General features: G+C 58.9%; 23 protein-coding genes. 10 read left to right on the top strand and 13 right to left on the bottom strand.

What is annotated here, in order from left to right; translation table 11 throughout:
* Positions 1-149 precede the first annotated feature (149 nt).
* Entirely contained in the window at positions 150-1,706 is a 1,557-nt protein-coding gene (locus tag P0N66_RS08695; RefSeq protein WP_275804392.1) for a sodium-dependent transporter, read from the bottom strand.
* 197 nt (positions 1,707-1,903) lie between these two features.
* On the opposite strand from P0N66_RS08695, the gene P0N66_RS08690 reads away from it, so the two are divergent.
* Positions 1,904-2,875 carry a Gfo/Idh/MocA family protein gene (locus P0N66_RS08690; protein WP_275804389.1) on the top strand — a complete coding sequence of 324 codons (972 nt, stop codon included), beginning with the start codon at positions 1,904-1,906 and terminating at the stop codon, positions 2,873-2,875.
* 11 nt (positions 2,876-2,886) lie between these two features.
* Positions 2,887-4,080, top strand: coding sequence for a lipid-A-disaccharide synthase (gene lpxB / locus P0N66_RS08685; protein WP_275804387.1), 1,194 nt, complete (start codon positions 2,887-2,889; stop codon positions 4,078-4,080).
* 12 nt (positions 4,081-4,092) lie between these two features.
* Here the strand turns inward: lpxB and P0N66_RS08680 are convergent, their stop codons facing one another.
* Together P0N66_RS08680 and P0N66_RS08675 are read right to left on the bottom strand one after the other, a co-directional pair.
* Positions 4,093-4,542: a tRNA (cytidine(34)-2'-O)-methyltransferase gene (locus tag P0N66_RS08680; RefSeq protein WP_275804517.1), complete on the bottom strand. Its 450-nt coding sequence runs from the start codon at positions 4,540-4,542 to the stop codon at positions 4,093-4,095.
* An 84-nt stretch (positions 4,543-4,626) separates the two neighbouring features.
* On the bottom strand, positions 4,627-6,045 hold the full coding sequence (locus P0N66_RS08675) for a M23 family metallopeptidase (protein WP_275804385.1): 1,419 nt from the start codon (positions 6,043-6,045) through the stop codon (positions 4,627-4,629).
* A gap of 471 nt (positions 6,046-6,516) precedes the next feature.
* On the opposite strand from P0N66_RS08675, the gene P0N66_RS08670 reads away from it, so the two are divergent.
* The 4 genes from P0N66_RS08670 to P0N66_RS08655 are packed head-to-tail and all read left to right on the top strand — an operon-like array spanning position 6,517 to position 10,340.
* The gene (locus tag P0N66_RS08670; RefSeq protein WP_275804383.1) at positions 6,517-7,731 is read left to right on the top strand and encodes an aspartate kinase; all 1,215 of its coding nucleotides are present in this window, start codon (positions 6,517-6,519) and stop codon (positions 7,729-7,731) included.
* Between the two features lie 8 nt (positions 7,732-7,739).
* Positions 7,740-9,413, top strand: a complete 1,674-nt coding sequence (cimA, locus tag P0N66_RS08665) for a citramalate synthase (protein WP_275804381.1) — start codon at positions 7,740-7,742, stop codon at positions 9,411-9,413.
* Complete coding sequence (locus P0N66_RS08660) at positions 9,385-9,879, top strand: ComEA family DNA-binding protein (protein ID WP_275804379.1); 495 nt, start codon at positions 9,385-9,387, stop codon at positions 9,877-9,879. Before cimA ends, P0N66_RS08660 begins: the two co-directional genes overlap by 29 nt.
* 56 nt (positions 9,880-9,935) lie before the next feature.
* A complete protein-coding gene (locus tag P0N66_RS08655; RefSeq protein ID WP_275804377.1) occupies positions 9,936-10,340 on the top strand; it encodes a DUF2914 domain-containing protein in 405 nt (134 codons plus the stop codon).
* A gap of 38 nt (positions 10,341-10,378) precedes the next feature.
* Here P0N66_RS08655 and P0N66_RS08650 read toward each other — a convergent pair whose 3' ends face one another.
* From P0N66_RS08650 to miaA, 7 genes are all read right to left on the bottom strand, one after another.
* Positions 10,379-11,044 (bottom strand): histidinol phosphate phosphatase domain-containing protein, encoded by a 666-nt coding sequence (locus P0N66_RS08650; protein ID WP_275804375.1) that lies wholly within the window; start codon positions 11,042-11,044, stop codon positions 10,379-10,381.
* Positions 11,045-11,100: 56 nt separating this feature from the next.
* Entirely contained in the window at positions 11,101-12,456 is a 1,356-nt protein-coding gene (miaB, locus tag P0N66_RS08645) for a tRNA (N6-isopentenyl adenosine(37)-C2)-methylthiotransferase MiaB (RefSeq protein WP_275804372.1), read from the bottom strand.
* A 44-nt stretch (positions 12,457-12,500) separates the two neighbouring features.
* Positions 12,501-12,785, bottom strand: coding sequence for a DUF4911 domain-containing protein (locus P0N66_RS08640; RefSeq protein WP_275804370.1), 285 nt, complete (start codon positions 12,783-12,785; stop codon positions 12,501-12,503).
* Position 12,786: 1 nt separating this feature from the next.
* Positions 12,787-14,232, bottom strand: a complete 1,446-nt coding sequence (gene purB, locus P0N66_RS08635; RefSeq protein WP_275804367.1) for an adenylosuccinate lyase — start codon at positions 14,230-14,232, stop codon at positions 12,787-12,789.
* A 499-nt stretch (positions 14,233-14,731) separates the two neighbouring features.
* Entirely contained in the window at positions 14,732-16,513 is a 1,782-nt protein-coding gene (recJ, locus tag P0N66_RS08630) for a single-stranded-DNA-specific exonuclease RecJ (RefSeq protein ID WP_275804365.1), read from the bottom strand.
* 22 nt (positions 16,514-16,535) lie between these two features.
* Positions 16,536-17,087: a CDP-alcohol phosphatidyltransferase family protein gene (locus tag P0N66_RS08625; protein WP_275804363.1), complete on the bottom strand. Its 552-nt coding sequence runs from the start codon at positions 17,085-17,087 to the stop codon at positions 16,536-16,538.
* Positions 17,084-18,031: a tRNA (adenosine(37)-N6)-dimethylallyltransferase MiaA gene (miaA, locus tag P0N66_RS08620; protein WP_275804361.1), complete on the bottom strand. Its 948-nt coding sequence runs from the start codon at positions 18,029-18,031 to the stop codon at positions 17,084-17,086. The genes P0N66_RS08625 and miaA overlap by 4 nt, the downstream gene beginning before the upstream one ends.
* 90 nt (positions 18,032-18,121) lie before the next feature.
* Between miaA and serC the strand changes: the two genes are divergently transcribed.
* The 4 genes from serC (at position 18,122) to cobT (ending at position 22,546) form a co-directional block, all read left to right on the top strand.
* Positions 18,122-19,207, top strand: coding sequence for a 3-phosphoserine/phosphohydroxythreonine transaminase (gene serC, locus P0N66_RS08615; protein ID WP_275804359.1), 1,086 nt, complete (start codon positions 18,122-18,124; stop codon positions 19,205-19,207).
* 4 nt (positions 19,208-19,211) lie between these two features.
* Positions 19,212-20,084, top strand: a complete 873-nt coding sequence (locus P0N66_RS08610) for a radical SAM protein (protein ID WP_431190033.1) — start codon at positions 19,212-19,214, stop codon at positions 20,082-20,084.
* Between the two features lie 15 nt (positions 20,085-20,099).
* Positions 20,100-21,368 (top strand): 23S rRNA (adenine(2503)-C(2))-methyltransferase RlmN, encoded by a 1,269-nt coding sequence (gene rlmN / locus P0N66_RS08605; RefSeq protein ID WP_275804355.1) that lies wholly within the window; start codon positions 20,100-20,102, stop codon positions 21,366-21,368.
* A gap of 77 nt (positions 21,369-21,445) precedes the next feature.
* On the top strand, positions 21,446-22,546 hold the full coding sequence (gene cobT / locus P0N66_RS08600; protein ID WP_275804353.1) for a nicotinate-nucleotide--dimethylbenzimidazole phosphoribosyltransferase: 1,101 nt from the start codon (positions 21,446-21,448) through the stop codon (positions 22,544-22,546).
* A gap of 46 nt (positions 22,547-22,592) precedes the next feature.
* On the opposite strand, the gene ung is transcribed toward cobT, so the two are convergent.
* The 3 genes from ung to P0N66_RS08585 form a co-directional block, all read right to left on the bottom strand.
* A complete protein-coding gene (gene ung, locus P0N66_RS08595) occupies positions 22,593-23,297 on the bottom strand; it encodes a uracil-DNA glycosylase (protein ID WP_275804351.1) in 705 nt (234 codons plus the stop codon).
* A gap of 91 nt (positions 23,298-23,388) precedes the next feature.
* Positions 23,389-24,132 carry a hypothetical protein gene (locus P0N66_RS08590; protein ID WP_275804349.1) on the bottom strand — a complete coding sequence of 248 codons (744 nt, stop codon included), beginning with the start codon at positions 24,130-24,132 and terminating at the stop codon, positions 23,389-23,391.
* Between the two features lie 49 nt (positions 24,133-24,181).
* A complete protein-coding gene (locus tag P0N66_RS08585; protein ID WP_275804347.1) occupies positions 24,182-24,820 on the bottom strand; it encodes a RibD family protein in 639 nt (212 codons plus the stop codon).
* Positions 24,821-24,859: the final 39 nt, after the last annotated feature.

Genomic DNA, 24,859 nt, shown 5'->3' with positions numbered 1-24,859 from the left:
TGCCGAAGGCAAAGAGTTGTGAGAAAAAATCGGTTACAGCCGTCGAGAAGCTATTCCTCGGGCTTGCTGCCGGTCCGGTAATATGGTTTCTGCCATGGGTCCATGTTACCGAAAACAGCAGGCAATGATCAACCGGCGTTATGTGGCTGTTAAACCAACAGGTCTTCGTCACCATAGCGGTGTTTATGTTTGATTCGGGCGGCCAGCCAGGGCCGGAGGGTAAAAAACAGGGCGATCATCAGGCAGAAAAGCAGCCAGCCGACCCCGTAAATGAGCAGATGACTGGTACCATATTCTCCGTAGTTAGCGGCCAAATCACCACGGGCGGCCACCAGCAGGAGAATCAGCAGAATCAGGGGAGTCAGGTAACGGATAAAAAAGTTCCAGACTTTAGGCACCGAACTTCCCAGTTTACTGATATGCCGCCGCAGTTTTTCCGGACCGACATACCAGCCGATGATCAGGCACTGCAGCAGGCCGCCCAGGACCAGACCGTAGTTGGTGATAAAGTGATCGGTGATATCCAGCAGATAAAGACCGGCCCGGGAGGTAAAGATCAGGCTGCCCATAACTCCCAGCAGACACAGGACGGTAACTACTTTTTTGCGGCGCCAGTTGAATTTGTCGGTCAGGGCGCAGGAGAAAGCCTCGATCAACGATACGCCGGAGGTTAGGCCGGCAATGATCAGAACAAGAAAGAACAGGGCGCCGAAGAGGGAATTGAAGTCCGGCAGCAGGGAAATGGCCTGGGGGTAAACGACAAAGGCCAGTTGCGGTCCGCCCATGATCGCCTCGTCAAAGGCCACCCCTTGGCTGGCAGCCGTGAAACCGACGATGCCGAAAACCGCCAGCCCGGCGAAAATTGAATAACCGCAGTTGACCCCGGTGGTGATCAGCGCGTTCCTGGCCAGGTTGGTTTTGGTCGGCAGGTAGCTGGCGTAGGTGATCATGATCCCGAAACCAAGGGAGAGGGTGAAAAATATTTGGCCAAAGGCGGCCGTCCAGACCCGGGCGGCGGCGGTCCGGGCCTCCGGGTCGGCGGCCAGAAAATTTATTTTATCCCAATCGGCGGTGAGGTAGTGGTCGCGGATACCAACCCAGGCGCCCTCCAGTTGCAGGGTCCAGAAGACGATGATGGCGGTCAGCAGCAACAGCAGGGGCATGAATACTTTGGCGGCCACTTCGATTCCGTGGCGAATGTCCCGGTAACAGATAAACCAGCAACTGGCCCAGACCAGGACGGTGGCCAGCAGAATGGGCTGGCGGAAACCGCCGAGTTCGGCCGGGGAAGAGGATATCTGGAGGAAATCGCTGAAAAAGAAATTTTGAGGGTCACTGCCCCAGGCCAGGGTGAAGGAGTGGAAAAAGTAATTGACGCACCATCCAATCACCACTGAGTAGTAAAGCATAATTCCGAACATAGCCACCACCGGCATCCACCAGCCCAGCAGCTCGAAACGGGGGTGAAGGCGGGCAAACGCCAGGGGAGAGGCGCCTTTTTCCCGGTGGCCGATACCGTATTCCAGTAAGATGATGGGGATCCCGGCCACCGCCAGGGCCACCAGGTAAGGAACCAGAAAGGCACCGCCGCCATATTCGTGGGCCATGTAACTGAAACGCCAGATATTGCCGAGACCAATGGCCGAACCGATGGCGGCCAGCAGAAAACCCAGGTTGCTTTGCCAGAGACTGCGTGCTTTTTGCATGGTGTTGTATTCCCTGCGAGAAGGCTCCGTTTTAACTTGGCAGCAGATAAAATAGGTTCAACGGCTGAGTCGGTAGCAAATTTCGGCTATAATAGCATAACGTATTGAAACAACAAGTTGATTGTGCGGGTTCTTCATGGTAATACCTGCCGTCGCAAACGCCACCCGCCAATAATCTAGCAAAAACGGAAGTCGTGATGGAAAAAGTTCGTATTGGAGTTATCGGGGTAGGCCATCTTGGCAAATATCATGCCGCCAAATATGCCGCTATGGAAGATGTTGAACTGGTCGGGGTGGCCGATATCGACCCCCGGGCGGCCGATGCCATCGCTCGTCAACATGGGGTTACCCCCTATGGCGATTACCAGCAGATGCTGCCCCTGGTAGATGCGGTCAGCATTGTGGTGCCCACCGTCCATCATCATCGGGTGGCCATGGAGTGCCTGCGCCAAGGGATTGATATCATGCTGGAAAAGCCGATGACCACCACCCTGGCGGAAGCTGATGAGCTGATCGCCCGGGCGGCGGCGGAAAGGCGGATCCTGCAGGTGGGTCATATCGAGCGTTACAACCCGGCGGTAACGGCCCTGGAGCAGTATCTGACCCGACCGCTGTTTATTGAATCGCACCGCATTCACGTTTTCAAACCCCGGGGATTGGACGTCGATGTGGTGCTGGATCTGATGATCCATGATATCGATATCATCCTGAGCATTGTTGATTCCCCCATCAGTTCCATGCACACCGTGGGAGTACCGGTGATAACTCCCAGCACCGACATTGCCAATGCCCGGATCATCTTTGAAAACGGTTGTACTGCCAATATCACCGTCAGCCGGGTCTCCAAAGACAACGTGCGACGGCTGCGCATTTTTCAGCCCCGGTGTTATCTGTCGTTGGATTATGCCGAAAAATCGTTGATGATTATCCGTCTCAAGGATCAACTTAACGACCAGGGGCTACCCCAGGAGGAGATCACCCACCACAAGTTGCCGGAGCAGGACGCTCTGGAGGCGGAATTGCGCGACTTCGCCAACAATGTTCGTCATCGTACCACCCCCAAGGTCGACGGGGTGCAGGGCCGGCGGGCGCTGCAGGTGGCCCAGGAGATCATGACCCAGATTGACGAAAATTTTCGCCGCTACAGCGATGTGTTGCAGCGTTCCTGAGCGGGGTGGCCATGTCTGTTTATGATGTCCTGATTGTCGCCGGAGAGGCCTCTGGCGATATGCATGGCGCCAACCTGGTGAAGGCCATGCGGGTGCAGCGGCCGGAAATCAGGATCTGTGCCATGGGCGGCAGTGCCCTGGCGGCGGAGTGTGAACTGATCTATGACTCCAGCCGGCTGGCAGTGGTCGGCCTGGTGGAGGTTCTGGGGCATTTGGGGGAGATTCTGGCGGCCCGGCGGCGACTGTTTGCTTTTTTGGAGCAACAGCGGCCGGCGCTGCTGGTTCTGATCGACTATCCCGATTTCAACCTGATGCTCGCGGCGCGGGCCAAAAAGCTGGGGATCAGGGTGCTCTATTACATCAGCCCCCAGGTCTGGGCTTGGCGACGGGGGAGGGTGCGCAAAATCAAACGGCTGGTTGACCGGATGGCGGTAATCCTGCCCTTTGAGCAGGATTTTTATCGCCGCCAGGGGGTGGCGGTGGATTTCGTCGGCCATCCCCTGGTGGATGAACTGGCCCCGCTGGTTGCTCAACGGGCCGCTGCAGGGTTTGGTGAGCAGCCGGGGGGTAGTGCTCTGGAGTCGGTAAAAGCGGCGGTAGGCCTGGCGGCCGTGGATGAAGGGCGCCGGGTGATCGGTCTGGTGCCGGGCAGCCGGCGGCGGGAGATTGCCACCTTGTTGCCGGTTTTTCTGGCCGCCGCCGCCCGGCTGGCTAAACACCTTGCCAAACCGCCTGTTTTCCTGCTGCCCATGGCTCCCGGTGTGGGTTATGAGACCCTGCAGGAGCATGGCCTGGAGCAGTATCCGGAGTTGGATATCCGGGTCAGCCAGCAGCATCGCCATATAATTATGGCCGCCTGTGACGCGGCCATGGCTGCGTCGGGTACGGTCACACTGGAACTGGCCATCCTGGGTGTGCCCACGGTGGCAGCCTATCGGGTTTCCGCCTTTACTTATCTGATCGGCCGGTTGCTGGTTGATGTGCCATACGTCACCCTGGTCAATCTGGTGGCCCAGCGGGAGGTGATTCCCGAATTGATCCAGGCCCAGGCGGAGCCGCTGATGATAAGTCGGGAGATTACAGAACTTTTGAACAACCAAAACCGCCGACAGACCATGCTATGTGATCTGGTTGAGGTGCGCAAAAAACTTGGCGGTGGCGGCGCTTCCCAAAAAACCGCCGCTCTGGCTTTGTCTTTATTGTAGAGTTAGATCTTTTTATTGTTGCCGAATGGCTTCGTAGAGCACCACCGCCACCGCCTGGGCCAGGTTGAGGCTGCGCACCGCGGGGTTGCGCATGGGAATGGCGCAGCAGCGATCGGTATAGAGGGTAATAATTTCTTCCGGTAATCCTTTTGTTTCCTTGCCAAAAACCAGGAAATCCCCGGGCTGGAAGTGGACATCGGTGTAAAGGCGACTCGCCTTTTTGCTTAGAAAATACAGCTTGCCTTCATCTTGAGCGGCAAGAAAATCATCGAAGCTGGGCCAGGTGACAATTTTTACCTGCTTCCAGTAGTCCAGCCCGGCTCGTTTGAGGTGCTTGTCGTCGATCTTGAAGCCCAATGGGTGGACCAGGTGCAGGGTCGTCTCGGTGGCGCCACAGAGCCGGGCGATACTGCCGGTGTTGGGGGGGATTTCCGGTTCCACCAGCACCACGTTAAAAGGGATGTGTGGCGTTTCGTGAGCGCTTGCCTGGCCTCTGTGCCTGACTGTGTCAGGCTCAACCGTTGTCGGCGAGGTCATTTTAGGCGGCTACAGCAGGGTCAGGCCCTGGTCCGGGTCCACGGTGATCCGGCCGACCAGTACCGCCTGCTCTTTTTCCCCCAAACTGTCGGCCAGTTGGATGAGTTTCCTGCGGTGATCCTGGAATCTGATCAGGGCTTCACCCTCCAACTCCGAACGGGGGGTGAAACGCATGGCCATGGGGTTGATGTACTCGCCGTTGTGGCGGATCCGGTAGCAGACATGGGGGCCGGTGGCCAGTCCGGTGGCGCCCACATAGCCGATGATGTCCCGCTGGCGCACCCGTTCGCCGACCTTCATCCCCCTTTTGAAGCCGGAAAGGTGGGCATAGTAGGAACGGTATCCGTTGCTGTGCTCTAAAATAACCATGTTGCCGTTACCGCCGTCCCGAGAACGGAAAATCACTCGGCCGTCGGCGGTGGCCATTACCGGCGTACCGGTGGGGGCGGCCAGGTCAACGGCAAGGTGTGGCCGGACCTGGTTAAGGATGGGGTGCATCCGGCGCCGGTTGAAGCCGGAGGTGACCCGGGCCATGGGAACCGGAGAGCGCAGAAAGGAAGCCCCCAGTTCCCGGCCGTCACGATCAAAATAGGAGGCCAGACCGTCTTCAGGGGTATACCGGAAAGCCTCCAGCACGTCTCCCCCGGTCTGTTCGTAGCGGGCGTAAAGAATAGGCCCATAGCCGACAAATTCGTCATCCCGGTAATATTTTTCAAAAACCAGTTGAAAACGGTCCCCTTTTCTGATCTCCACGTTGAAATCCATTCGGGAGGCAAAGATTTCGGCAAAACCGTAGATCAACCGGGCCTGCTCCCCGTGGCTCTGGAAAGCGGCAAACAGGGATGATTTTATTCGGCCGCTGATTTTCTTGGTCTGCCGTTCCAGGATCACGCTCATCTTCTCGGCCTGGAACTGATCATCGTCGGTACGGCTGACCAGGTAGATATCCAGGGGGCCCGAATGGTAACGGTATTCCACCACCGCATCGTCATCGTCGAGTACGGCGGTAAAATGGTCCCTTGGGCGCAGCGAGCGGAAATCCAACAGACCGTCCAGGGCACGGATGATGCCGGTGCGGTCGTTGCCGTTAATTTGGGCTCGTCGCAGGGCATCATTGAGGGTGTCGCCAGAGCGCAACTCCCCCTCAATACGATTGTAGTTTTCCGGCCAAAGCGGCTCGGGGGGCTGGGCCAGGGCCGGTGGCGCCGCCGTTTCGGGGCTCTCGGTCGCCAGGTGGTCAGCTACGGCTTCTTCAAATTCGGGCAGGGCCACTGGGGTTGGCAGTGAAGCCGGGGTGATGTTGGCGAAAAAAAGAGCGGTCCCCGAGATCGCCACGGTAATCACAATGGTGGAGAAATGACCGCTGTTGAGAAATATTTTTCCCGTATGAATAATGCTTTGAACAGCATCTTTAATATATTTTTTCATCTTCTGAAGCATCCCTATGCAGGAATTGTCTGAAATGTTTGTGCAGGTCTCCCGGTCCTTCGATTATTTCATGGGAAGCTTTACCTGCTCATGGTTACTAGCTGTTTTATCGTCATTTATTTGCTTCCCTTGTGTGACGCGGGATAGCGGCTAATCAACCATCTTTTTTTTAGCAAAATTCATACTTTAACTCAAGCAAAAAATAACCGGATGGCCATTTTTCTTGAACTCAGCCGGTGCCGGCTCTTGCTTTTTCCGGTCCAGGAGTTATTCTGATGAGTTCTGAGCTGTATCTGCGATATCATCTGCGAGCGCCACCGGGTTGCAGCGAGGGTGATAAACGTTGTCGGCGGCGTAAAAAGCTGCGCCGCCGACTGGGCACGCTTTGTAGCTGCTTGTTTTCGCGTTGCCGACCAACATGTTGGGCGTTTTTTGCGGGTTTATCAAAATTAATTGAAAGGCAAAACTAATATGGCGCTAATTGTCCAAAAGTTCGGCGGCACTTCGGTGGCCGACCCCGATAAGATCAAGGCGGTGGCCCGGCGGGTGCTGAAGCAACAGCAGGAAGGGCACCGGATGGTGGTGGTTTTGTCGGCCATGGCCGGGGAAACCAACCGTTTTGTCGACCTGGCCGGCCAGATGCAGGATATTCCCGATCCCCGGGAGATGGATGTGCTGCTGGCCTCCGGCGAACAGGTGACGGTTTCTCTGCTGGCCATGGCCATTAAGGCGATGGGCTCCGATGCTGTTTCCCTGCTGGGTGACCAAGTTAAAATTAATACCGATGACCGCCATACCCGGGCCCGGATTCTGAGCATCGACCAGGAGGCGATCAATCATCACCTGGATGCCGGGAAGGTGGTGGTGGTGGCCGGTTTTCAAGGAGTGTCCGAAAAGGGCGAGATCACCACCCTGGGCCGGGGAGGATCGGACACCACGGCGGTGGCGCTGGCGGCAGCACTCGGGGCCGACCAGTGTGATATCTTTACCGATGTCGAAGGGGTTTATACCACCGACCCCAACATCTGCGCTTCGGCCCGCAAGATTGATCGCATCTCTTATGATGAAATGCTTGAGCTGGCCAGTCTCGGAGCCAAGGTTTTGGATATTCGTTCGGTTACCATTGCCAAGTGGCATAGGGTGCCGGTACAGGTCCGGTCTACTTTTACCAACAATGAAGGCACTTGGGTTGTCGAGGAGGACAAAAGCATGGAATCCAATCCCGTTTCCGGGGTCACCTATAATCGTAACGAGGCCCGCATTACCGTCAGCAAGGTGCCTGATACCCCGGGTACCGCTTCCAAACTGTTTACTCCTGTTTCCCGGGAAGGTATTGTGGTGGATATGATTATCCAGAATACCCGGGACGGCAACCTCACCGACCTCACCTTCACCGTGCCCAGAACCGATTATAAGCGGGCCATGGAGGTGCTTAAACAGGTGGCGACTGAAACTGGAGCGGAAGGGGTCAGCGGGTCGGAAAATATCTGTAAGGTTTCCATTGTCGGGGTGGGGATGCGCAATCATACCGGCATTGCTACCACCATGTTCGACGTGCTGGCCAGAGAGGGGATAAATATTGAGATGATCAGTACCTCCGAGATCAAGATCTCCTGCGTGATTGACGAAAAGTACACCGAGCTGGCGGTGCGCGCCCTCCATGATGCTTTTAACTTGGCCGAATGAGGCTCGATATGCCTGAACAGTTGACCATTTACGATACCACCCTGCGGGATGGCACCCAGGCCGAGAATTTCAACCTCTCGGTGGAAGACAAGGTGCGTATCACCCTGAAGCTCGATGAGCTGGGGGTTGATTTTGTCGAAGGCGGCTGGCCCGGGGCCAGTCCGGCGGCCACCCGCTACTTCGAAGAGATCCGCAACTACGACCTGAAACACACGGTGGTGGCCGCCTTCGGCAGCACCCGCAATTTCAGCAAACCGCCGGCGGATGACCCCAACCTGGCCGCTCTGCTGGCCGCCAGAACCCGGGCCATCACCATTTTCGGCAAGAGCTGGGATATCCATGTCCGGGATGCGCTGCGCATTGAACTGGAGGACAACCTTCAGATCATCGAGGATTCACTGGCCTACCTGCGTCCCCATGTGGAGTTTCTCTTTTACGATGCCGAACACTTCTTCGACGGTTACAAGGCCAACCCCCAGTATGCCCTGCAAACCCTGGAGCGGGCGGTGGCCGGCGGGGCCCAGTGCCTGGTACTGTGCGACACTAACGGCGGCACCCTGCCCGGCGAGGTGGCGACCATCATCGGTGAGGTAACCCGGCACCTTGACAATCTCACCATCAAAACCGCCGTGGCTCCGGGCCTTTCCGCCGCGGCAGGGGAGGGGGGGCGAGAACTGCCGGTGGAGTTGGGTATTCACGCCCACAACGATTCCGAGTGTGCGGTGGCCAACTCCCTGGTGGCCGTTTCCCTGGGGGTGAGCCAGGTGCAGGGGACCATCAACGGCATCGGTGAGCGCTGTGGCAACGCCAACCTGACTTCAATCATGCCCGGGCTGGCTTTGAAGATGAAGCGCTACTTTGCTGCCGCCGAGAATCTGCCCAATCTCACCGAAACCTCCCGTTTTGTTTCGGAACTTGGCAACCTGGCGCACAGCAAATACCAGCCCTACGTGGGCCAGGCGGCCTTTGCCCACAAGGGCGGGATTCACGTCAGTGCCGTTAAGCGTAATCCGCTGACCTACGAGCACATCGATCCGGAACGGGTGGGCAACATTCGCCGCATCCTGATCTCCGACCAGGCCGGGCGCAGCAATGTGTTGCACAAGGCAAAGAAATTCGGCATTGATTTGGACAGCAAGGATCCGCTGGTCAGTTCCATCCTCAAAAAACTCAAAGAGCTGGAAACCCAGGGGTTCCAATATGAAGGGGCGGAGGCCTCATTTGAGTTGCTGATGCGCAAGGCTCTGGGAACCTGCAAGGATTATTTCCACCTGCTGGGTTTCCGGGTGATCAGCCAAAAAGACCCCTGCGCCCTGGGGCCTGAGGAGGAGGTGGTGGAAGAGGCCACCCTGCGCCTGGAGGTTGGCGGTGAAGTGGTCCATACCGCGGCCTTGGGCCACGGGCCGGTCAATGCCCTGGACAATGCCCTGCGCAAGGCCCTCTACGGTTTTTACCCGCAACTGGAGCAGGTGGAGCTGCATGATTACAAGGTCCGGGTGCTGGCCAGTGAACACGGCACCGGGGCCCGGGTCCGGGTGCTTGTTGAGTCCGGCGATGCCGACGCCACCTGGGGCACGGTGGGGGTTTCCCACGACATCATCGAGGCCAGCTGGCAGGCTTTGGTGGACAGCATCACTTACAAACTTATGAAGGATGAGCGCCACCGGCAGGCTGAAGGATAGCCCCGAGTTCGACCAGGAATCCTTGCCCCTGCTGCTTTTGCTGGTTCTGGGGCTGGTTCTGGGGCTGGTTGGCTGGCTGCCGTTCAGGGCAGCGCCATCGGTTGATGTGATTTCTCATCAATACCGGTGGCTGGCAGAACCCGACCGGCCGGCCGGTGTTTATCGCCTGCCGGAACCACTGTCAGCCGATGCCACCGCCGTTTCTTCCAGTTCTTCCATGATGGCCAACTGGGGTGAGGCTGGTCCGCCTTACCTGGCCATCTTTACCTTTCAGCCCATTGCCGTGAACCGGGCCGACGCCCGGACCCTGCGGTTTCTGCCGGGCATCGGCCCGACCCTGTCCCGGCGGATTGTCGATTACCGCACCGCCCACGGCCCCTTTCGGGATCCCGAGGAATTGCTGTTGGTCCACGGGATCGGTCCTAAAACTTTGGCTGCCCTCCACCCCCTGATTACCATTGATTAACGCTGCTTCTTGCTATATCATCATTACCAGAATCATCCAATAAAGGAGGGAAGTTGATGACAGGCAAAAGAGTTGTTGCATTGGTGGCGGCCCTGGCTGCTTTCCTTGTTGTTTCCCTGCCGGTGATGGCCGAAGAGCAGATTTTCCGGCTGGAGAGGACGAAGCTTGCCGCTGAGGTGGTGGAACGGGAGCCTGTGGGGGTGGCCGAAACTTTCAGTGCCACCCAAGAGCGGGTTTACGCCTTTATTGAGGCCCGTGAAGTACAGGCGGACACCACGGTAAATTTTGTCTGGTATCGAAACGACCAGGAGGTTGCCGCGGTCCCGCTACCTTTGCGTAAAAGCCCTCGCTGGCGCACTTTTTCTTCCGTCACCATTGAGGGTAGAAGCGGCGACTGGCGAGTGGAGCTGCGCGACGAGCAGGGCGGGATTTTGTGGAAGGCTGATTTCCGGGTGGAGTAAGCGATTTCTTTCCTTGGTCCGGTTGCCGGTTTTGTTGTTTAGCCGGTTAAATCTTTGCTGGCGGCTTTTTGCGCCAGCTCTTCCATGTTGAGCCGAACTTGGGCATATTCTTCGGCGCTGAGACCGGCCCCCCGGCCGACGATCTCCGCCATGGCCCCGGTGAGAAAGTCACCGGGGCCATGGGCGTCGGCGTTGATCACCAGCCGGGCGCCTACCTGGCGGGCCATGGCGGCTACATGCCCGTTGGTCAGGCTGTGGCCCTTGCGCCCGGACAGTTCCAGGAAAACCCCTTTTTCCGCCGCCAGTTCGGCGTCTTCCCGGCTAATCAGGCCGGGATGGGCCAGGATGTCGACTTCCGCCTCGATGGCCGCCCGGTTGGTGCCGGGCGCCACCGGCTCCGCCACCGTTTCCCCATGCCCCACCACGATTTGCGCTCCCAGTTTTCGAGCCTGGGCGGTCAGCTGCGCAAAAATGGCCGGCGGTACATGGGTCAGTTCAATCCCCGGAATCAGCCGGGCGGTGGAGTGGGGATTGAGCCGGTCGGCTGCCTGCACCAGGCGGGGAATAATAAAATCCAGATTGGAAGAATCGGCGTGGTCGGTAATGGCCACCGCCTGGTATCCCAGCACCGCCACCCGGCGCAGATGTTCCGCCGGCACCAGTTCGCCGTCACTGAACAGGCAATGGGTATGCAGGTCGATCATGGCATTCTCCTTCGCTTACTTTTCCGGTTAGTTTCCCAGCGCCCAGTGTCTCGGCTTCAGACGATCCGGCCGCGCAGGCTGTGCCGGCAGGCTTCTTCCAGGTAAATATCAATGAATTGCCCGGGGCTCAGGGGCTGCTGGCTGCTAAAATTGACGATCCGGTTGGTGGGGGTGCGGCCGCTCCACTGTTCGCCGGCGTTTTTGCTCTTGCCCTCCACCATGACCTCCACCGTATGGCCGACCATGGCCTGGCTGATTTCCCCACTTATTTCATCCTGTCTTTGCTGCAGCAGAGTCAGGCGGCGGCTTTTAATCTCTTCCGACACCTTGTCGGTAAAAGCGGTGGCGGCGGCGTTGGGTCGATCTGAGTATTTAAACGAAAAAGCAGAGTCATAGCGCACAAAGTTGACAAGTTCCATGGTGTCGGCAAAATCATCTTCACCTTCGCCGGGAAAGCCGATGATCAGGTCGGTGGTAATGGCGATATCGGGTCGGACCCGGCGCAGTTCGGAAACTTTAGCCAGGTAGTCAGCCCTGGTGTATTTGCGGTTCATGCGCGCCAGGATCCGGTCAGAGCCGGATTGCACCGGCAAATGAAAATGGGGGCAAAGCTTCTCCAATTCGGCAAAGCAGCTAATCAGCCTGGCGGAAAGATCTTTGGGGTGCGAGGTGGTGAAGCGCACCCGGCGGATGCCGTCCACCGCCGCTACGGCCCGCAGCAAAGAAGGGAAATCATCGCCGCCGCCATTTTCTGCGAGGGTAGCCGGGTTGCGATCCTGGCCGTAGGAGTTGACGTTCTGCCCCAGCAGGGTAACCTCCCGCACCCCGTGCTCAGCCAGATGTCTTACCTCATTGATGATATCTTCAGGTTTGCGGCTCACCTCCCGGCCCCGGGTATGGGGCACCACGCAGTAGGTGCAGAAGTTGTTACACCCCTGCATGATGGTCACAAAGCGCTTGTGCGGAGCGCCACTGCCGTCCATTTTGGGCAGGAAAGGGGGGATAACAAAATCTTTGGTCAGCTCGGTGGCGGTGGTCCGGGACGCCTGCCAGCGGGCGGCTTCCACCAGTTCCGGCAAACGGTAGATGTTCTGGGGGCCGATCACCAGGTCCAGGTGGGGCATTTTCTTCAGCAGGCTTTCCCCGTCCTGCTGGGCCACACATCCGGCCACGGCTATCACCAGGTCCGGGCGGCGTTTTTTCAGCCGCCGGTAGCCGCCCAGCAGGCTGTAGGCCTTTTGCGCCGCCTTGCCGCGGATACTGCAGGTGTTGACAACAATGCAATCGGCCTCTTCGGGACTTGCGGTTTCCAGGTAAGCGGCCTGGCTCATCAGCTGGGCCATGATCTCCGAGTCGCGCTCGTTCATCTGGCAGCCGAAGGTTTCGATATAGAGGTTTCTGGTCTTAGTCATTTTTTTAAATGTTATGTGTAACTCTTCAATCTTGCGTTTTTATGTCAGTTAAGATTTTCACCTGAAGGAGGTGCCGGCGGTGCACCGGTGGGGTCAACCGGCACAGTTGGCTTCACAGAGATAACCAACTGCGGGGGTAGGGCGGTCAGCAGTTCCTCGACCTCCGCTTGGTTGCCGGCGGGATAACGCAGCGCCACCACGCCCTGTTGCCGGTCCAGAGTGGTGAGGATCGCCAGGTTATCATAAGACTCCAAAATAAACCTGAAAAAACCTATTTTTTCAGTGTTTACGGTGATGACAGTGGAGATCGTCGAATCCGGCTGATTCATCTTACACCTGCAGACTGCTGTCCATCTCGCCCAGCAGCGCACGGTAACGGTTCAGCCGCGGCTCAACTTCTTCCTGCAAAAACTCCTCGGTTTGGGCTTCGGCCCGGCCAGTGAATTCGGCGGGATTGGCCAGCATGCCCTCCAGTTCGGCCAGGGTGAAGGGCATGGCCGGGTCGGCGGCCAGGCGGGCCAGCAGATCGTTGTCGCCGCCTTCTTCTTTGACCTTTTTGCCCGCCTCCACCGAATGCTGTTTGATAACCTCATGCATCTCCTGCCGGCTGGCGCCTTTGCGCACCGCCGCCATGAGCATCTTCTCGGTGGCCATAAAGGGCAGTTCCTGGCGCAGGTATCTTTCTATTTGTTTCGGATAAACAACCATATCCGAGGTAATATTCATGTACAGCCGCAGAATGGCGTCGGTGAGCAGAAAGGCCTGAGGGATGTCCATGCGGCGAATGGCGGAGTCATCAAGGGTACGTTCGAACCACTGGTTGGCGTAGGTGGCATAAAAATCCGGCACCAGGCCCATGAGCTTGCGGGCCAGGCCGGTCATCCGTTCCGAACGCATGGGGTTGCGCTTGTAGGCCATGGCCGAGCTGCCCACCTGGTTCTTGGCAAAGGGCTCCTCCTGCACCTTGAGGTTTGAAAGCAGGCGCAGATCGACGGCAAACTTGTGGGCCGATGCGGCAATGCCGGCCAGTACCTCGGCGATCTTGACATCCAGTTTGCGGCTGTAAGTCTGTCCGGTGACAGAAAAAACCGTGGAAAATCCAAGTTTTTCGGCCACCAGTTGATCCAGTTGCCGCACCTTGTCGTGGTCGCCGTTGAACAACTCCAGGAAGGTGGCCTGGGTGCCCACCGTGCCCTTGGCGCCCCGGGCCTTGATCTGACCTTCCAGCCATTCAATGGCCTCCAGGTCCATGAGCAGATCATGCAGGTACAGGGTGTGGCGCTTACCCACAGTGGTGGGCTGGGCCGGCTGGTAATGGGTGTAGCCCAGGGTGGCCAGGTCTTTGTATTGGCGGCAGAACTTGGCAAGGTTGACAATTACCTGCAGCAGGGCCTTTTTCACCATGGTCAGAGCCCGTTTCTGCAACAGCAGGTCTGTGTTGCAGCCGACAAACTGGGAGGTGGCGCCCAAATGGATGATGGGTTCGGCGGTGGGGCACTGTTTGCCGTAGGCGTAGACGTGGGCCATGACATCGTGGCGGATTTCCTTTTCCTTGGCCGCCGCCGTTTCAAAATCGACATTATCGGCGTTTTGCCGCAGCTCTTCGAGCATCTCCGTGGTTACCAGGTCATCCAGGCCCAGTTCATGCTGGGCTTCGGCCAGGGCGATCCAGCAGCGCCGCCAGGTGGAAAACTTGCTGCGCTCGGAAAAAATGGCCTGCATTTCCGGGCTGGTGTAACGGCTGACCAAAGGCTCCTGGTAAACTTCACGATTCATACAACTTCTCCAGTTTTATAATTAACTTATTGAATAAACATGCATAAAGCCGCAAATCAGAACGCCGGCCCGGGGAGGTCTGGGCAGCGCTGAAGAGGACTATACTTACCAGAATTTTAACCAAAATGCTTTAAACAATGGTGACTATCCAGCTCATTCTGGCACGTAACTGTTCAGTAGTGCCACAGGTTGCGGTAAGCCAAGTCGGCGTAGCTTACATCAGGTACTCAAGCCGACCTGATCGCCGCAAGATGGGGTGCTGCTGGGTGATCCGCTCAGGGATTTACAGGGCGATCAGAACGGGCACGAAAAAGCCTCGCCGGCGGCCCCTGGCAGATGCCACATATTGCCGCTTGCCAGTTCCCCGTCGGTACCACATTATTTTATAATGTCGCATAATGTATATTATGTATAGTTTGCATAATCACAATAAAAAAGGCAGTTACAAAACGGTCGTTAAACAAAACAGCCGCTGCCCTGCCTTTTTTGGTGCAGTCGCTCAGATCGCTTTTTTGATGGATTTGGCCTGCAGTTGCCAGCTGACCCGGCCCTGGTAAATGTTGCGCCGCAGGGCGAAAATCAGTTCCACCGGCCCCGGGTTTTGGTGCCCTAAAGAGTTGCCGTAACCGAACGCAATGCCCGGCAGGTTGAGATCCTTCTGCTGCCAGCGAAAGCGTAAATGGTTCTGATCCCGGCCCACTGCTCCGGCCTGGGACAACGCCCCCCGCACTTGAAACAGCGGTTCCGGGTTGCCGGGCCCGAATGGCTCCAGCAGATGATAGTTACCGGTCAAGCCGGCATCGATGCGGCCATCGGTAAAATACCAGTCCACGCTGATGGCCGGTGTGGTTTCGAGTGCCGCCAACTGCCGGCCGACTTCATTATTGAGCATCGTCCGGAAGTCGGCCAGCCGGTCCGGGTGCAGGCTAACCCCCAGGGCTGCCGCATGGCCGCCGTAGCCCAGCAGCAAATCCCGGCAGCCGTCGACTGCGGCCAGCAGGTCCAGGCCTTCGATGCTGCGCCCCGACCCCTTGAGCATTTCAAGGCTGGCCTGGCCCAGCAGCAGCACCGGTCGGTTGAAGTCCTGCTGCAACCGGGTGGCGGCAATCCCCAGCACTCCGGGATGCCAGTCTTTATCGGCCAGTACCAGGACATGGTTATTTTGTTGCCCGGAGGCCACAACCTGTTCTTTGGCCTGCTGATAGACCTGATCGCTCAACTCCCGTCGCCAGCGGTTCAGATCTTCAAGCTCGGCCGCCAGCGCCAGTGCCTCCGAAGGATCATCGGTAATCAGCAACCGGAAAGCCGTCTCCGGAGTGGCCACCCGGCCGGCGGCATTCAGTCTCGGGGCTAAAACAAAAGATATATCTTCTGGATACAGTGATCTTTTGGTGCTGCCTTTAGCAGCCCCCTCGGGGTTGATGCCAGCGGTGGCGGTCAGGGCTGCCAGCCCGGGCCGACTGCAGCCCTGCAGCACCTCAAGCCCGGCCCGTACCAGGATACGGTTGGCTCCCCGCAGGGCGACCATGTCCGCCACCGTGCCCAAGGCCACCAGGTCAAGGTATTCCTTGAGATTGGGCGGTTCACCGCTGCCAAAAAAACCCTCGCCGGCCAAATGGCGCCGCAACCCCATCAGCAGGTAAAAGGCCACCCCTACCCCGGCCAGGTTTTTACAGGGAAAGGGGCAGCCGCCCTGATGGGGGTTGAGGATGGCGGCGGCTGGCGGCAGCGTGGCCGCAGGACGGTGGTGGTCGGTGACGATCACCGTGTAGCCCATCTCCCGGGCTTCGGCCAGAGCCTGGTGGTCGCCGATGCCGCAATCTACGGTGATTAGCAGTGGCCGAGTGGTGGGCCCCAATTTTTTTTGCAGTTCCGCCAGCAGGTGGGCATGGACCCCGTAACCGTCTTCACTCCGATGGGGAAGCAGGTAGTGCAGTTGCTTACAGTCCAGTTGTTTCAGGAACTTATAGAGTACAGCTCCAGCGCTGAGGCCGTCGACGTCATAGTCGGCGTACACCACGATGGGTTGCCGGCTGCCCAGAGCGCTGGCGATCAATTCCACCGCCAAGTTCATCCCCAGCATCAGATCAGGGTCCGGCAGATCGGTCAGGTTGGGGCGCAAGAAGCTTTCAATGCCGGCCTTATCGTCATGGCCCCGGCGTAGCAGTACGGCCACCAGAGCTTCTGGCAGTCGCAGTTCGGCGGCCAGGCTGCGGCAGTAGGAAGGATCAATTTCCGCCCGCTTCCCCATCCTCTGGCCGGTGGCTGCAGAGTACATCATCTTTGTTTTTTATCCTGTTTGATTAATGCGTTTTTTTTTCGTCATGTTCGGCGCCCAGAAAGCGAAAGAACACCACCAGGTAATGGGCGCAGGAGAGCATGGTCAGCAGGGCCGTGGCGATGATCAGGTAGTCCCGCAAAAACAGCAGCGGCAACAGGTACTCAAGGCCTAAAAAGTAAATAACCGTGGCCAGTTGGAAGACGGTGGTCAGTTTGCTGGTGTAGGTCGGGGCAATCTGAAAACTTCGCCCGGTGAGTACCAGAATCCCGAAACCGAGAATAATCAGCAGGTCGCGGCTGACCACCAGCACCGTGAGCCACTGGGGGATAACCCCCAACACGGCCAGGATGACAAAAGTGGTAATCAGTAGAGCCTTGTCGGCAACGGGATCGAGAATCGCCCCCAAGCGGGTTTTTTGCTTGAGCAGGCGGGCCAGAAAGCCATCCAGGCCATCGCTGATGCCGGCAATAATAAACACCAACAGGGCCAAGTTATATTTTTCTTCCAACAGAAAAATCGCCAGCAAGGGCACCAGCAGGATGCGAACAATGGTGATCAGGTTGGGAATGTTCATGAATTTTTGTCGATAACCCTTTTAATTGACGTGTGATCTTGCTGGTCGCACCAGATTATTCCCGAGGTTTGGCGAAGCCAGGTAAGCTGGCGCTTGGCATAGCGCCGGGTATCCCGGGCCAGCAGTTCCCGGGCCTGCTCCAGGGTCCAGGAACCATTGAGATACTGCACCATGTGGCGATACCCTATGGCCTGCATGGGGGGCAGTTCCGGGCCGTAGCCTCGGGCCAGCAGCCCCTGCACCTCGTCAATCAGCCCGACCGCCAGCATGCTGTCCACCCGGCGGTTTATCCGTTCATACAAGATATCCCGTTCACAGGCAAGCCCGATCACCGGCACTCTATCCGGCAGTAAGGCGTTCTGCTTGCCCCGGCGCAGATGTTCCGACCACGGGGTGCCGCTGTGGTAAAAAATTTCCAGGGCCCGCAACAGCCGTTGCCGGTCGTTGGGGTGAATACGGCTGGCCGATGCCGGGTCCACCCGCTGCAGCTCGGCATAAAGAGCGCTGGCGCCCTCTTCCGTCAGGCGCCGGGCCAGTTCGGCCCGCAGGTGCTCGTCGGGCGGCCCCAGGTCAAAGATCCCCGCCCTGAGCCCCCGTAAATATAAACCGGTGCCGCCGGTGAACAGCGCCGCCCGCCCGCGCCGGCCGATATCGGCCAAGGCGGCGGCGGCATCGGCCAGAAAACGGGCCAGGCTGTAATCTTCATCGGGATCGATGATATCTATCAAATGATGGGGAACCCGGCGACGCTCTTCCGGGGTGGCCTTGGCGGTGCCGATATCCAGGTAACGGTACACCTGCATGGAGTCGACACTGATGATTTCAGCTTCGTAGTGCTCGGCCAATTCCAGGGCCAGGGCGGTCTTGCCCACCGCCGTGGGCCCCACCAGGCAGAAAACGGTTGTTGGTTGGCCGTTTTTTCTGTAGATTCCCAAATCTTTCATGGATTTTCGATTATTTTGCACCCCGGAACTTACACCAAAGTTCCCTGAAACTTACCTGAAACCCATTAAGTTACAGCCAAGGAGAAAGAAATGCCGGAGCGTATTTTTAATTTCAGTGCCGGGCCGGCCACCCTGCCGCCGGAGGTCCTGGCCCAAGCCTCCCGTGATCTCGTCAACTACCGCGATCTGGGGATGAGTATCATCGAAATGAGCCATCGATCCAAGGATTTTGTGGCGGTTACCGAGGAGGCGGAACAACTGCTCCGGGAACTGTTGGATATCCCCGCCAACTACAAGGTGCTCTTTCTCCAGGGTGGGGCCTCCACCCAGTTTGCCATGATCCCCATGAACCTGCTGGGGCCGGGCACCAGCCAAAAAGCCTGTTATCTCAATACCGGGGTCTGGGCCAAGAAAGCCATCAAGGAGGCCAAGCTCTTCGGCGAGATTGATGTGGCCTACTCCAGCGAGGGCGAGGTTTACAACCATGTCCCCGCCGCTACCGACTACCGGGTGGGCGAAGATGCCGAATACCTTTATTTCGTGTCCAATAATACCATTTACGGCACGCAATTCCAGAGCTTTCCCGCCACCCACGCGCCCCTGGTCTGTGATATGTCCTCGGACATCCTCTCCCGGCCCTTTGATATCCGCCCCTTTGGCCTGGTATTTGCCGGGGCCCAGAAAAACATGGGGCCGGCCGGAGTTACTACGGTGATCATCCGCGAAGACCTGCTGGCTAAAGCCCCGGACCACCTCCCCACCATGTTCAACTACCGGACCCACGCCGACAAGGGCTCCATGTTCAACACCCCGCCCTGTTTCGCCATTTACGTGGTGGGGCTGGTTTTAAAATGGCTCAAAAATTTAGGCGGCCTGGCGGCCATCGAGCGGATCAACAAGGAAAAGGCCGCCTTGCTGTACGACACCATTGACCGGTTGGACTTTTACCGGGGGCATGCCCGCCATGAATCCCGCTCCCTGATGAACGTCGCCTTCAACCTGCCCACCCCGGAACTGGAGGCCAAGTTCATCCAGGAGGCCGCCGCCCGTAATTTGAGCGGCCTCAAGGGTCACCGCTCGGTGGGCGGCTGCCGGGCCTCCATCTACAACGCCTTCCCCCGCGAGGGGGTGGAAAAACTGGTGGCGTTCATGGAAGAATTTGCCAGAAACAACTGATATTGTGGATTATCAAGGAGAACACCTGATCCGCCCGCCCAGCGAGGCGGACAGCATCATTCTGCAGGTGACGGTGGGTTGTTCCCATAACCGCTGTACCTTTTGCGGTACCTATAAGGCGGAGCCGTTCCGTCTGAAAAATGAAGAAACCATCGCCGTCGACCTGGAATTTGCCGCCCGCTACTGCCGGCGCCAATCCCGCCTCTTCCTGGCCGACGGCGATGTGCTGATCCTGCCGCAGACCAGGTTGCGCCGCCTGCTGCAGGATATCCGGCAGCGGCTGCCCTGGGTTAAACGGGTGCGTCTGTACGCCAACGCCAAGGCGGTGCGCCACAAAAGCATTCAGGAACTCCAGGAACTGGCCGCACTGGGACTGGACCGGGTTTACCTGGGCCTTGAAAGCGGCCACGACCCCACCCTGGCCGCCATCGACAAGGGCAGCACGGCCGAGCAGATGATCGCCGCCGGAAAGGCGGTGCGCGCCGCCGGGCTGTTTTTGTCGGTCACCGCCCTGCTGGGCATTGCCGGCCGGGAAAACTCCGCCGCCCACGCCGAGGCCACCGGCCGGGTGCTGGCGGCCATGGCGCCCAACCAGGTGGGCATCCTGACCCTGATGCTGTTGCCCGGCACCCCGCTGTACCAGGCGGCCGAGCGAGGCGAATTCATGCTGCCGGACCAGGTCGGCCTGCTGCGGGAACTGCGCCGAATGGTGGCGGCCATGGGTGATTTACGCTGCCAACTGCAAAGCAACCACCCTTCCAATTATCTGGCCATCAACGCCCGCCTGCCCAGGGACCGGGAGGCGGTACTGGCCGCCATCGACCGGGCCCTGGCGGGGGAAACCAGCCTGCGCCCGGAGGCCTGGCGGGCATTGTAAAACCCGGGGAATCTTGTGGAAAAAATCGATCTTAAAAACCTGACCCTGCCGGAACTTACCGCCTGGGTGGAGTCCTTGGATCTCAAGCCCTTTCGGGCCAACCAGATCTTCGCCTGGATTCAACGGCCGGATTTCACCGATTTCATGGCGATGACCGACATCGCCAAGCATGTCCGGGGACTGCTGGCCGAAAAGGCCATGCTCAGCCGGCTGGAACCGTCCAAGGTGGAACACTCACGCGACGGCACGGTCAAGTTCGCCTTCACCCTGCATGATGGCCAGGTGATTGAAAGCGTGCTGATTCCGGAAGATGAGCGTTATACCTTGTGCGTTTCCTCGCAGGTGGGCTGCGCCATGGGTTGCCGTTTCTGCCTCACCGGCACCATGGGGTTCAAGCGCAACCTGACGGTGGCGGAGATCATCGGCCAGGTGGACGCCGCCTGGCGCTGGCTGCTGGCCCGCCCCGGGGCGATCCCGGAAAAAGTAAGCGATCACGGGGCACCGCATCTTGCGGCGATCGAGCCGGCTCACGTACTGATGTACGCTTTACCGTCTCGCTTGCCGCAACCTGCGGCACCCCGTGACCGCTTACCCCGTCGACACCGTGATCAGTTACCGGAAAAAAGCCGGATCAGCAACCTGGTCTTCATGGGTATGGGGGAACCGCTGCTCAATTTCGACCACCTGATCCGAGCCATCAAGATCCTGATGGAACAGCGGGGCCACGATTTTTCCGGCCGCCGGATCACCGTTTCCACCTGCGGGATCGTGCCGAAAATGCGGGAGATGGGGGAGCAGGTACCGGTGAACCTGGCGGTCTCCCTGCACGCCGCCGACGATGCCATCCGCGAGAGGTTGATGCCGATCAACAAAAAATACCCCCTGGATCAACTGCTGCGGGCCTGTCGGGAATACCCCCTGCCGCCGCGACGCCGAATCATGATCGAATACGTGCTGATCAAGGACCTCAACGATTCCGCCGCCCAGGCCCGGCTGCTGGTCAAGAAACTGCACGGCATCCGCTGCAAGATCAACATCCTGCCTTATAATGAAGGCCCGGAGAGTCGGAAAAGCCAAGAAAACCCGGAAAACCCCGATTTCCCCTACCGCCGCCCCGATGAAGAAACGGTGGAAAATTTCCGGCAAATCCTGCGTAAAGCCGGCCACACCACCCTGCTGCGCCAGAGCCGGGGGAGCGATATTTCCGCCGCCTGCGGTCAGTTAGCGGCCAAAGCCAGCCTGGCAGTGGTCGATGATGAGATGAATAACGATATTGAAAAATGATGACTTCGCAATAAGTCATCATTGCGCCCATGGACGGGCGCGTAAATCAATAGCTTGCCTTCATAAGGATCGAAAACATGAGCAACACCACTGAAAACCAGCCAATCGTTAAGCCGGCAAACTTCACCGCCGAGGACCTGGCCGCCCTGTGCCGGAGCATAACCCCGGCCGATGCCGCCATCCGCGAACAGGCCCAGGCCCGGTTGGACAACCTTACCAAACCCCAGGGCAGCCTGGGCAAACTGGAGATGCTGGCGGCCCGGAGCTGCGCCATCACCGGCCAGCTGGACTGCCGTCTGCAACGTAAGACCATTCTCACCTTTGCCGCCGACCACGGGGTTACCGCAGAGGGCATCAGCAAGTTTCCGCCCGAGGTCACCATCCAGATGATCCATAATTTCCTGGGCGGCGGTGCCGGGGTCAACGTGCTGGCCCGCCACGTGGGAGCCGAGGTGCGGGTGATCGACGTCGGCGCCGCCGGCGAGGTTTCCGCCCCCGGCCTGATCAGCCGCAAGGTCCGGCCGGGTACGGCCAATATCGCCAGGGGGCCGGCCATGAGCCAGGCCGAGGCCCTGGCCGCCATCAAGGTGGGCATCGACACGGCCCGGGAGGCCATCGCCGACGGGGCGGAAATTCTGGGCACCGGCGAGATGGGGATCGGCAACACCACCCCCTCGGCGGCCCTCTTCGCCGCCCTGCTGCCGGTACCGGTAAACCTGGTCACCGGCCTGGGCACCGGCATTGAGCAGGAGGCCCGGCAACACAAAGTCGAGGTCATCGAACAGGCGCTCAAGGTTAACCACGCTCACCTGGCCCAACCCTTGCCGGCCCTGGCGGCGGTGGGCGGCCTGGAGATCGCCGCCATCTGCGGGGTGATCCTGGAGGCGGCGCAAAGCCGGGTGCCGGTGGTGGTGGACGGCTTTATCTCCAGCGCCGGCGCCCTGGTGGCCATGCGGCTGGCGCCGGTGGTGGTCGATTACTGCTTTTTCAGCCACATGTCCGCCGAACAGGGCCACAAAATCTTTTTCCAGGAAATGCAACTGGAGCCCCTGCTGCACCTGGACCTGCGCCTGGGCGAAGGCACCGGCGCCGCCCTGGCCATGGGCCTGGTGGACGCCGGCCTGAAAATCATGCACGAAATGGCCACCTTCGGCGAGGCCGGAGTGAGCCGGGGATAACAGGCCAGGACGTATGAACTTCTTGCGAAGTCATCAAGTTTGAAGCTCAAAGGCCTGCTTGGGCGTGGAGTTGCCAGTCGATGGGGGTTTTGCCGTTGGCGGTGAGGTAGGCGTTGGTTTGGGAGAAGTGGCGGCAGCCGAAAAAGCCGCGGGTGGCCGACAGTGGCGAGGGGTGCGGGGCCTGCAGCACCAGGTGGCGCCGACGGTCGATGATGGCCCCCTTTTTCTGGGCATAGCCGCCCCAGAGGAGAAAGACCAGGTGCTCGCCCTGTTCGCTGAGCAGGGCGACAATGCGGTCGGTGAAGCGTTCCCAGCCCTTGCCCTGGTGGGAGCCGGCCTTGCCCCGCTCGACGCTGAGGGTGGCGTTGAGCAGCAGTACCCCCTGCCGGGCCCATTCTTTCAGATAGCCGTGGGTGGGGGGAGTAAAGCCGACATCGCTCTTCAACTCCTTGTAGATGTTGAGCAGCGAGGGCGGTATCGCCGTGCCCGGTCGCACCGAAAAACAAAGCCCGTGGGCCTGGCCCGGGCCATGATAAGGGTCCTGGCCCAGCACCACCACCTTGACGGCGGGAAAGGGGGTCAGGTTCATGGCGTTGAACATCTCGCCGCCGGGCGGGTAGATCACCTTGCCGGCGGCCTTTTCCTGCCGCAGAAACTCCCGCAACTGCTGCATATAGGGCTGGGCAAACTCCTCCAGCAGCAGACTTTTCCAGGATTCCTCCAACTGAATCCGCTCGGCGTTGACACTCATCAACCGTTCACCCAAAGATAATTACCTGCCAATTTAACGGTTTGCAAACCTTCAGCTATGCCGCAGTTGCGCTGCAGCCGGACTTTAAGCTTTACCGGCCGGGCGGGAAAACCCCGGCCGCTTCCTTTACCCGGCCGTGTAGCTTGTGCTCGATATATTCCCCGGCCCGGGGCAGCATGTCGTCCAGGTAAGCGCCGATCTCGTCGGCGGTGGCGGTGGTCAGCGTCTGGCAGAAGAGGCACTTGCGTTCGCCGCCACCGGTGGAGGGCAGGCCGAAATCTTCCAGCACGTGGCGGGTGACCTGCTGGTCGTCAAAATCATCGAAAACAGGGAAGATGGTGCGAATCCCGAAATGATCCGACAGGGCGGCGATCTTTTCCATGAACACCGGGGTCTGCTCCGGGTAGTAGTTTTGCCGCTTGGCATAGCCGGCGGCCATGACCGGCACCAGGTGTTCGGTACAGTAGAGAATCGCCTTGGTGTGCATGGCCACCTTGCAGGCCACGCACACCAGGTTTTTGCCGTTATAGCGTGGCATCAATTCTTCATAGTGGTCAAGCCACAAACCTTGAAAGAGGCGGCCCGAATCCAGCTCCACCATTTCCGCCGCCGGCATTTTCTCCGGCTGCGTGCTTTTGGTGGCCAGAATTTTCTGGGCCGCCGCAAAACGCTGCCGGGGAAAGTCATGGAAACGACTCATGCCGTTGAGCATGTGCAGCAGATGGATCTTCACCGGTCGAGGTAAATCCGGATGCCGTCCCATGGCGGCCAAGGCGTAAACCGCCAGGGAATCGGTGCCGCCGGAAAATAAGATGGCAAGCTCCTGTTTGGGCATTTCCAGTTCTCCTTGCATGGTTGCTGGCAACCAAGGTGTGGTGTTTTTTTTAGTTTTTGTTCACCCGATAACGGCAGAACAGTTCCCCGTCCACGGTGGGGCGGCAGGACAACAATTGCAGATCGAGAAAAGGGTCGCCCAAAGGACGGTTGCCGTCCACAAGGGAAACGGCGGCCCGATGGCCGGAAAGTTTGGGGGCAATGGTAACCAGCAGCTCATTTACCACCCCTTGCCGCAGGGCGTGAAAGTTCAAGGTACCACCACCCTCCAGCAGCAGCTTTTCGACGCCGCGACCAGACAGTTCCCGGCAGGCTGCCGACAGATCCAGAAAGCCTTCATGTTCCGGCAAGGCGAGGACCTCGGCCCGTTTGCCGGCCTCGGCGGCCAGGGATTTGGCCCGGGCAGCGGCGGTGAAGATCAGGGGCCGGGGCCCGGTTTGAAAAATTTTCCGTTGCTTCATCGGCAGCCGGCCGGAGGCACTGATCAGGGCCCGGATCCGGTTTTCCGGCAGGACTCCGTCCGGCCCGCGCATTTCGGCATCACCTTCCCGCAGGGTGCCGCCTCCCAGCAGGCTGGCATCGGTGGCCAGCCGGGTTTCTTCGAGAAAACGGCGGTCCTGCCGACTGCCCATGGTGCCGGGGCTGATCCGTCCGCACAGGGTCATAACCGCTATCAGGCTTACCTGCATAACCAAACCGCACCTCTCTTCTCGACATTGTTGCTTTTC

This window comes from Desulfurivibrio dismutans (genome assembly GCF_029210385.1).
In the GTDB taxonomy this organism is placed as follows: domain Bacteria; phylum Desulfobacterota; class Desulfobulbia; order Desulfobulbales; family Desulfurivibrionaceae; genus Desulfurivibrio; species Desulfurivibrio dismutans.
The sequence above is the reverse complement of the archived record's forward strand: the minus strand, read 5'-3'. Positions and strand labels throughout refer to the sequence as shown.